This is a genomic window from Actinoplanes hulinensis (assembly GCF_019429605.1).
Taxonomy (GTDB): Bacteria; Actinomycetota; Actinomycetes; order Mycobacteriales; family Micromonosporaceae; genus Actinoplanes; species Actinoplanes campanulatus.
Window position 1 is genome coordinate 191189 of the sequence record NZ_JAHXZI010000007.1, and the last position, 6771, is coordinate 197959.

The 6771-nt window shown below is 70.8% G+C and carries 6 protein-coding genes; 5 read left to right on the top strand and 1 reads right to left on the bottom strand.

The genetic code is table 11. The features are described from left to right. The 5 genes from KZ829_RS15105 to KZ829_RS15125 all read left to right on the top strand — a co-directional run bounded on the left by KZ829_RS15105 (window position 1) and on the right by KZ829_RS15125 (window position 5402). A complete protein-coding gene (locus tag KZ829_RS15105) occupies window positions 1–1032 on the top strand; it encodes an aldo/keto reductase (RefSeq protein ID WP_372453873.1) in 1032 nt (343 codons plus the stop codon). A 150-nt stretch (window positions 1033–1182) separates the two neighbouring features. Then, window positions 1183–2247 (top strand): LLM class flavin-dependent oxidoreductase, encoded by a 1065-nt coding sequence (locus KZ829_RS15110; RefSeq protein ID WP_220144528.1) that lies wholly within the window; start codon window positions 1183–1185, stop codon window positions 2245–2247. 58 nt (window positions 2248–2305) lie between these two features. Next, a complete protein-coding gene (nadE, locus tag KZ829_RS15115; protein ID WP_220144529.1) occupies window positions 2306–3127 on the top strand; it encodes an NAD(+) synthase in 822 nt (273 codons plus the stop codon). Window positions 3128–3217: 90 nt separating this feature from the next. Then, complete coding sequence (locus KZ829_RS15120) at window positions 3218–4624, top strand: GGDEF domain-containing protein (protein WP_220144530.1); 1407 nt, start codon at window positions 3218–3220, stop codon at window positions 4622–4624. Window positions 4625–4694: 70 nt separating this feature from the next. Next, the gene (locus tag KZ829_RS15125; protein WP_220144531.1) at window positions 4695–5402 is read left to right on the top strand and encodes an FKBP-type peptidyl-prolyl cis-trans isomerase; all 708 of its coding nucleotides are present in this window, start codon (window positions 4695–4697) and stop codon (window positions 5400–5402) included. Between the two features lie 45 nt (window positions 5403–5447). On the opposite strand, the gene KZ829_RS15130 is transcribed toward KZ829_RS15125, so the two are convergent. Then, window positions 5448–6347, bottom strand: coding sequence for a polysaccharide deacetylase family protein (locus KZ829_RS15130; RefSeq protein WP_220144532.1), 900 nt, complete (start codon window positions 6345–6347; stop codon window positions 5448–5450). Window positions 6348–6771 lie beyond the last annotated feature (424 nt).

The following is a 6771-nucleotide window of genomic DNA, read 5'->3' on the forward strand; positions in this document are numbered from 1 at the left end:
ATTCCCCTGCGGCCGTTCGGGCGTACCGGCGTCAAGGTCAGCGCGCTGGCGCTGGGCACCATGATGTTCGGCGAACGCGGCAACCCCGACCACCACGACAGCATCCGGATCATCCACCGTGCCCTGGACGCCGGCATCAACCTGGTCGACACCGCCGACGTCTACAGCCAGGGCGAATCCGAGGAGATCGTCGGCAAGGCGCTGAAGAACCGGCGCGACGACGTCTTCCTGGCCACCAAGTTCCACGGCCAGATCGGCGCCGACCCGAACCACTTCGGCAACTCCCGCCGCTGGATCGTCCGCGAGGTGGAGCACAGCCTGCGCCGGCTGCGCACCGACCACATCGACCTCTATCAGGTGCACCGCCCGGAGGAGGACACCGACTTCGACGAGACGTTGGGCGCCCTGTCCGACCTCGTCCACCAGGGCAAGATCCGCTACATCGGCACGTCCACGTTCGAGCCGTCGGCGATCGTCGAGGGCCAGTGGATCGCCGAGAAGCGCGGCCGGGAGCGTGTCGTCTCCGAGCAGCCGCCCTACTCGATCCTGGCCCGCGGCATCGAACGCGAGGTCCTGCCGATCGCCCAGAAGTACGGCCTCGCCGTCATCCCGTGGAGCCCGCTGGCCGGCGGCTGGCTGTCCGGCAAATTCCGGGCGGGCGCCCCGCAACCCGCCACCAGCCGCGGCGGCCGCCAGCCCGGCCGGTTCGAGATCGGCGCACCGGAGAACTCCGGCAAGCTCGCCGCCGTCGAGGCCCTCGCACTGCTGGCCGAACAGTCCGGCCTGTCCCTGATCCATCTGGCGCTCGGCTTCGTCCTGGAACACCCGGCCGTCACCGCGCCGATCATCGGCCCGCGCACGCTGGAACAGCTGGAGGACCAGCTCGGCGCGGCCCAGGTGCGGTTGAGCCGGGACGTGCTCGACGAGATCGACAAGATCGTGCCGCCCGGCGTCACGCTGTCCACCCGTGACCAGGGCTACCATCCGCCGTCGGTGACCGATCCGGCCCGCCGCCGCCGGAGCGCGGCATGAGCGAGCTTGCGAGCGAATCATCGGGCTCAGTCTTGAACTCATGGCGGCGCCGGAGCGAAGCGGAGGTGACGCCATGAGCGAGCTTGCGAGCGAATCATCGGGCTCAGTCTTGAACTCATGGCGGCGCCGGAGCGAAGCGGAGGTGACGCCATGAGCGCGACCTTTCTCTGGTACATCCCGAACACCGTCGACCCCGGGCATCGCGGCGACGACGCGGTCGACGGCTACGGCACCCTCGACCACAGCGTCGACCTGGCCGTCACCGCGGAACGGCACGGCTGGTCCGGCGCGCTGATCGGCACCGGCTGGGGACGGCCGGACACGTTCACGGTCGCCACCGCGCTCGCCGCCCGGACCACCACGTTCCAGCCGCTCGCCGCGATCCGGCCCGGCTACTGGCGGCCCGCGCACTTCGCCAGCGCGGCCGCCACCCTCGACCGGCTGTCCGGCGGCCGCCTGCTGATCAACATCGTGAGCGGGCAGGACAATCTCGCCGCCTACGGCGACATCGAGGTCGATCAGGCCACGAGGTACGCGCGGACCAGGGAGTTCATGCGCATCGCGCGGCGACTCTGGACCGAGGAGAACGTGACGTACGCGGGTGAGCACTTCAGCGTCACGAATGCCACTGTCGTGCCCCGCCCGTACCGGAACGGTCCTCGTCTCTATTTCGGTGGCGCGTCAGCCGCCGCCGAGAAGGTCGCCGCGACCGAGGCCGACGTCCAGCTGTTCTGGGGTGAGCCGCTGGACGGCGTCGCCGAGCGCATCGACCGGCTCCGGAAACTGAGCGGCGACCTGGACCGGGATCTACCGTCGCTGGAGTTCGGGCTGCGGATCACCACCCTGGTCCGGGACACCACCGAGCAGGCCTGGCACGACGCCGAGGAGAAGGTCGCCGAGATGGCGGCCCGCTCCGGCAGCACCGAGTTGCTGCGCCGCGCCGCGGTCGGCCAGCAGCGGCTGCTCGACCTGGCCGACCGTGGTGAGGTGCTGGACAGCTGCCTCTACACGGCGCCCGGCCGGTACGGCGGAGGCGGCGCCGGGACGACGTGGCTGGTCGGTTCCGCCGACGACGTGGCCGCCGCCCTGCGAAAGTACGCCGACCTGGGCATCAGCCACTTCGTCCTGTCCGACACGCCGTACAAGCGGGAGACCGCCCGGGTGGGCGACGAGCTCATCCACCGGCTGCGCGAGCCGGTCCCGGCGGCCACCTGATCCGCACCGGCGCGGGAGTCCGCGGCGACACGGACTCCCGCGCCAGTACAGTGCGAAGATGGCGAACCTTCGCAAACAGATCCTGGCCGAGCTCGGCGTCAATCCGTCGATCGCACCCGTTGACGAGATCCGGGAACGCGTCGGGTTCCTGAAGGACTACCTCCGGTCGACGCCGGCCACCGGCTACGTGCTGGGGATCAGCGGAGGACAGGACAGCACGCTGGCCGGAAAGCTGTGCCAGCTCGCCTGCGAGCAACTGCGTGCGGAGGGCCACGACGCCACGTTCGTCGCGGTGCGGCTGCCGTACGGCGTACAGGCCGACGAGCAGGACGCGCGGATCGCGCTCGACTTCATCGGCCCCGACCGGTCGATCGAGGTGAACGTCAAACCGGGCGCCGACGCCGTGTCCGGCGCCGTGGCCGCCGGCTTCGAACCGCTGCGCGACTTCGTCCGCGGCAATGTCAAGGCCCGCGAGCGCATGGTCGTCTGGTACGCGATCGCCGGGCAGCTGAACATGCTCGTCGTCGGCACCGACCACGCCGCCGAGGCGGTGACCGGCTTCTTCACCAAGTACGGCGACGGCGGCGTGGACGTCACCCCGCTGACCGGGCTGACCAAACGACAGGGCGCCGCCCTCCTGCGCGAACTGGGCGCGCCGCCGAGCACGTGGCAGAAGGTGCCGACGGCCGACCTCGAGGACGACCGCCCGGCCCTGCCCGACGAGGCGGCGCTCGGCATCACCTACGACGAGATCGACGACTACCTGGAGGGCGCGGACGTCACCCCGGAGGTGGCGAGCCGCCTCGAATCGCTCTACCTCGCCACCCGCCACAAGCGAGCCCTGCCGGTCACCCCGCTCGACCACTGGTGGCGCCCCTGACCCGCACTGATCCTGCGAACGCGTTCGGGTACCCCCGCAGCGGTGGCGACGCTTCCTCATACCCGGCCCGGCGCGGCCGATAGGCGGAGCGTGTTGACGCTGCGTCGGTACGTTGCGCTGGCAGGCCTCGCGGTGGTGACCTACCCGGCCTGGCCGGCGCATCAGCAGGGCTGGGTGCTTCTGGCGGTCTGCCTCAGCCCGCTGCCGGCCCTGGTGACGGGTCTGCGCCGCACCGCGCCAGGGGCGGCGCGGCTGGCTTGGTGGTTGCTGCTGGCCGGGACCGTCGTCTACGACATCGGCAACGCCGTCTGGGCGTGGCGGCTGGCGGAGGACGGACGGCTCGCCGCCGACGCCGATGCCGTGGTCGGGGTCACCATGACCACGGGCGGCGCACTGATGCTCGCGGCATCGCTGACCGTGGTGCTGCGGCGCGGACGCGCGGACATCGGCGGGATCATCGATTCGGTGATCGCTGCCATCGGGCTCAGCGGCGTGCTCTGGAGCATCGTTCTGCTACCGGCGATGACCGCTGACGGCTTGTCGACCGGCCAGCAGATCATCCGGTTCCTGAACGTCTTTCTACTGGCCGGCACGCTGGGCGGGATGCTGCGGGTCTCACTCGTCGCCCATCGATCGGCGGCACCGGCGCTGTTGCTCTGCGCGTCCGTGGCATTCGCGTTGGCTCAGAATGTGTCTTCCGTGATCGGTGCCGACTGGCAGAACATCCCCTACATGGCGGCGTTCGTCGCGGTCGGCGGCGCGGCGCTGCATCCGTCGATGGCACAGATGACCACGCCAGGTCCGACCCCCGCCGACGACCTGACCACCGGCCGGTTGGTCTTCCTCGGCATCATGCTCGCGATCGCCCCGGTCATCTGCGGCGCCCGGGCAGTGCTGGGTCTGCCCTCCGACGGTTTGCTGCTGGCGATCTCGTCGGCCGGAATGATCCCACTGGTCATGGCGCGGATCGCCGGGCTCTCCCGCGCCCGCCGAGCGGCCGAGACCGCCTTGCACCGGCTGGCCACCTCCGACTCGCTGACCGGACTACCCAACCGCGCCGCCTGCGTCGACCGGATCACCCGGGAACTCGCCGCCGGGCCGGACGATCTGGCCGTGCTGTTCTGCGACCTGGACGGCTTCAAGCCGGTGAACGACCGTCTCGGCCACGCCGCCGGGGACGCGCTGCTCATCGGCGTGGCCGAACACCTACGAGCCCGTCTGCGGGCCGAGGACCTGGTCGGCCGCTTCGGTGGCGACGAATTCGTGATCGTCTGCCGTGGCCCCGGAGCTGCCGACGCGATGGTCGACCGGGTCCGGACGCTGGCCGCCCGATCGTTCACCGTCGGTGGCGAACAGGTACGCATCGGCGTCAGCGTGGGCGTGGCCGACGCTCAGCCACACGACACCACCGACGCCATCCTCACCCGCGCCGACCTCGCGATGTACGAGGCCAAGAAGCGCAAGAAGGTCGGTGTCATCAGCGTGGCCTCGGCATAGATCGGATTGATCCTCGAGGTTGGGCGCCGCGCGGTCGGCCGCGCACAGCAAGCTGTCGTATTGTCGGGCGGTGCCTGAATCCGTACCGAGCCGCGGTAGTGCGGCTCTCAAAGCCGCCGCCCCCGGCCAGTCCCGCAAGAGCGGACCGCCGCTGAAGACCAAGGCCGAGAAGCGGGCCGAGGCCAAGGTCGCCAAAGCGCGCGCCCGGGCGAAGCGGAAACGCCGGGAGACGCTGTCGGTGGCCGGCGCCGCGGTGGGCGTGCTGGCTCTGGTCGTCGGGCTGATCGTGTGGATCGGCAGTACGTCGTCGCCGTCGTCGTCCCCCACCGCGAGCACGAGCACCGACGCCGGCGTGAGTGCCGCCGACACCACCACGCCGCCGTTCCCGCCGCTGCCCCCGGGCGCCGACCCCGCGCTGGGCACGAAGCCGTCCGTGTCCAAGGGCACCGGCGCCGTCACCGAGCTCAAGTCGGCCACCCTCGTCGAGGGCACGGGCGCGGCGGTCCAGTCGGGTCAGACGGTCGACGTGAACTACGTCGGTGTGACCTACGCCGACGGCAAGGAGTTCGACTCGTCCTGGAGCCGGTCCGAGCCGTTCAGCTTCCAGGTCGGGGCGGGCAACGTCATCAAGGGCTGGGACCAGGGCCTGCTCGGGGCGAAGGTGGGCAGCCGGGTGCAGCTCGACATCCCGGCCGACCTCGCCTACGGCAAGAAGCCGAGCGGCGGCCAGCCGGCCGGCACGCTGCGATTCGTCGTCGACGTCCTGGCCGCCTCCTGACCCTGGTCACCGAGCGAGTCCGGCGCCACCCGGCCGGGCTCGCTCTCAGCCGCCGGTGGACGCGCGACGGGGTTTGCCCGGGTTGAACCGGTCGGCGTGGCGAGAGGGTTGTGCGGACGGTGCGGGCCGCGCCGGCATGTAGTCCTCGAGCAGCGCCGGGGTGAGGCCCGCCCGGTGGATGGCCTTGAGTGCGGCGACGAAGTCGTCGCGGAAGGCCTCGCGGAAGTGCATCAGGATGATGTCGCCCGGCTGGACCCGTTTGCCCTCCTGGTAGCGGACCTTGCCCTTGTGCACGGTCTCGGTCCACATGAACGCGGCCGTCATGCCGCAGTCCTTGGCCGCTCGCAGCGTCGTGCCGTCCTTGTTGCCGAAGGGTGGCCGGAACAGGGTCGGCCGTTTCCCGAACCAGGCGCCCAGCTTGTCGGCCGAACCGCAGATCTCGCGGCGCTGGAAGTCGTAGGAGCGGCCGCGCAGGCTGGGGTGGGTGACGGTATGCGCCTCGATGGTGGCCCCGGCGTCGAGCATGGGCTTGAAGTAGCCCGGGTCGTCCTTGACGGCGTCGGTCGTCAGGAAGAGCGTGACCGGCACGCCCGCGGCCGCGATCAGCTCCTGGCCCTCGGGCAGTTTGAGGTAGCCGTCGTCGATGGTCAGGAACGCGACCTTCTGCGTGGTGGGGATCCGCCGCAGATACTCCACCTTGTCTCCGGCAGGCAGGGTGATGGGCTGCGGTTCCGGGGCGGGCGCGAAGTCGGGGATGCCGTAGCGGGCGCGCTGGGCCGACCGGGTGGACTCGAGGGTCGGGGCGGCCGCGCTCGCCGGCGAGGTGCTAGGGGCGGCGGGCGCTGAGGACGGCGTGACCCGCGGGGCCGGACCGGTGGAGCAGGCGGCCAGCAGCGCGGTCATGCCGGCCGCGGTTATCGCACGAAAAGTCCTCGTGTTCCCCATCCGCGCGATTCTGGCGTCCCCGATGTGAAGCCGGGGTCAAGCCCCCCTCGGGTTGAGTTGCCGGTCACCTGCCGTTTGTGTGACGTACATCTCAAAGCAAGGTTCTCGCCATTCGTCCGCCCAGGTCAGAGCCGTTCATGGCACCGACCTCGGCCCACCGGCGGACAATCTGTTCACTCTTCTCCCCTAGTCTCGCAACCAGTTCGCTGAGTATCGGACCGCTCACTTTGCGTGAGCACTGCGCTGAAGGGGAGGCATCATGGCGAAGGACAAGAAGAAGGACAAGAAGGATAAAAAGGGTAAGAAGAGCAAGAAGAAGTAGTGTCGCGGGGGGGGGGCGCGGGGGGGGCCCCCCCGCCCCCCCCCCCCCCCCCCCCCCCCGCGCCCCCCCCCCCCCCCCCCGACCCCCCCACCCCCCCCCCCC